The following is a 2,325-nucleotide window of genomic DNA, read 5'->3' as shown; positions in this document are numbered from 1 at the left end:
TGTCAATGCTGAGGTGGGATTCCTCGAAAGCGCTGGCTGAAAATTCCCCAGTTTGGCTGGTGGCTACGTCGCGGCGGTGAGGTCGGTGGTTCGTGGCTTTGGCGGCCTGCCGCGCCGGCGTGGCGCTGGCTCGGCCGAGGCCATCGGCCGGGCTGAGCTGGTGTCGGGCAACAGATCGGCGTGGCGACGGAGACGATAGCTGGCGCCCTCGATGCGGACGACGATGGCGTGGTGGAGGAGCCGGTCGAGCAGCGCGGTGGCGACGACGGTGTCGCCGAACACCTCGCCCCATTCGGCAAAGCCGCGGTTGGAGGTGAGGATCATGGCGCCACGCTCGTAGCGGGCGTTGACCAGTTGAAAGAACAGGTTGCCGCCGCCGGCGACCACCGGCAGGTAGCCAATCTCGTCGACGACGAGGAGCTGCGGGCGGCAGAGGAACCGGATCCGCTCCCGCAGGGTCCCCTCGCGCTCAGCCTTGGCCAGCGAGCCGATGAGCTCGGCGAGGGTGGTGAAGTAGACGCTGCGTCCGGCCTGGACGGCCTCGACGGCGAGGGCGATGGCCAGGTGGGTCTTGCCGCAGCCGGGCTGGCCGAGGAAGTGGACGACCTCGTGGCGGCTGATGAAGTCGAGCCCGGCCAGGGTGAGGATGCGGTTGCGGTCGAGCGAGGGCTGGAACGCGAAGTCGAACCCGGCCAGCGTCTTGATGGTGAGCAGCCGGCCCATCTTGAGGGCTGCCTTGACCCTGCGGCCCTCGCGCAGGCTGAGTTCCTCATCGAGCAGGCTGTCGATCGCCTCGAGAGCGGAGATCTCGCCGCGCTCGAGCTGGCGCAGCAGGTGCTCCAGCACTTCGAGAGCACGCGGCATGCGTAGGCCGACCAGGTGGTGGCGGATGCGGTCGAGGGTCGCCGGCGCGGCGGTCATCGCGCTGGCTCCCCGGCGGCGAGCCTGCGGCCGACGGCCTCGTAGATGGCCAGTGACCGGGGCGTCACGCCGGCTGGCGGTGCTGACGGCGCTGTGGCGCCATGCCGAGGCGTGGTGCTGTTGTGCGGCGGCGGCAGGCTGCGATGGCCCTCGACGATGCGGCGCCGGCCGCGGCCCTCAAGCACGGGATGGACGGCGATGAGCCGGCCGTCCTCGAGGATCCGGACCTCGGCGGCGGTGACCTGGACCTCGACGGGACGCCGGCGGGTGCCGTCGGGGACGGAGTAGAGATTGCCGCCGACCGAGATCATGCCCTCGTGGGAGATCCGCCGCTCGAGGCGGAGGACGGCGTTGAACGGCCCGGCCGGCAGCGCCTTGAGAGCAGGCTGCTCCTCGGCGAAGTGCTCGATGACGATGCGCCCGGTGGTGCCGTGCAGGCGGCGGTTGGCGACCTGGTCGAGCCACTGGGTGAACTGGGCGTTCAGGTCACCGAGGTTGCGAAAGGCTCTGGCCAGGAAGAAGTCCTCGCGGACGTAGCGGAACGGCCTCTCGACTTTACCCTTGGTCTTGGCGCGGTAGGGCCGGCAAGCCTTGGGCAGGTAGCCGTAGTGGCCTGCCAGGGCGAGGAGCTTGTCGTTGTAGACGATGCCGCGCGCGTCGACCTCGCCGAGGACGGCGGTGCGCATCCGGTCGTAAAGGATCTGCTCCGGCACGCCGCCAAGCGCCTCGAAGGCAGCGACGTGGCAGCGCAGCACGGTGGCGAGGTCCTGCTGGGCGACGAAGCGGGCCCACATCATGCGGCTGTGGCCGAGCACGAGGGAGAACAGCCAGACGATGCGCTCGGCGCCGGGCTCGTCCTCAAAGCGAACCCTGAAGTGGGCGAAATCGACCTGCGCCTGGCGCCCCGGCGGAGTCTCGAAGCGCCGCTCGAAGGCAGGAGCGGCGGGCGGCCGGACGGTGCGCAGGAAGTCGGTCACGGTGGAGTAGCCGCCGGCGAAGCCGAGGTCGCGGACCTCTCGCCACAGACGTCGGCCGGTCAGGTCGGGAAAGCGGCCGACGCGCTCGCGGAGGAAGGCCTCAAACGGGCCGAGCGGCGACGGGGTTGGCTCACGCGGTTTGTAGGCTGGTGGCTCCAGGCCACGCGCGATGTAGGTGCGGATGGTCTTGCGGTCGCGGCCGGTGCGGCGGGCAATGGCCGAGACGGTCAGGCCCTGCCGGGCAAGGTCCAGGATCATGACGAGCTCCCCAAGGGTGACCACCGGCTGCTCCCACGATGCCGGAGGGCATCCTGGGGCATGGCCGGCGCCGCCCGTGCCCGGGGGCTCGCCCCCGGGCACGGGCAGTCGCGCTGGACTGGGGAATTTTCAGCCAGCACTTCCGGGGAGCATTCATCCAGCCGCTACA

Annotated in this window: 2 protein-coding genes; both read right to left on the bottom strand. The window is 70.4% G+C overall.

Going from position 1 to position 2,325, the window contains the following annotated elements:
* Positions 1 to 63: 63 nt before the first annotated feature.
* Positions 64 to 921, bottom strand: a complete 858-nt coding sequence (gene istB, locus ACFQS7_RS30795) for an IS21-like element helper ATPase IstB (protein WP_380070961.1) — start codon at positions 919 to 921, stop codon at positions 64 to 66.
* Positions 918 to 2,180, bottom strand: coding sequence for an IS21 family transposase (istA, locus tag ACFQS7_RS30790; protein WP_380070960.1), 1,263 nt, complete (start codon positions 2,178 to 2,180; stop codon positions 918 to 920). The genes istB and istA overlap by 4 nt, the downstream gene beginning before the upstream one ends.
* Between the last annotated feature and the right edge of the window lie 145 nt (positions 2,181 to 2,325).

Source organism: Dankookia sp. GCM10030260 (genome assembly GCF_042666655.1).
Lineage (GTDB): Bacteria > Pseudomonadota > Alphaproteobacteria > Acetobacterales > Acetobacteraceae > Paracraurococcus.
The sequence above is the reverse complement of the archived record's forward strand: the minus strand, read 5'-3'. Positions and strand labels throughout refer to the sequence as shown.

What these genes read in the sequence shown, in the direction of transcription:
- istB (WP_380070961.1), bottom strand. Translation starts at nt 921, where the DNA reads ATGACCGCCGCGCCGGCGACCCTCGACCGCATCCGCCACCACCTGGTC.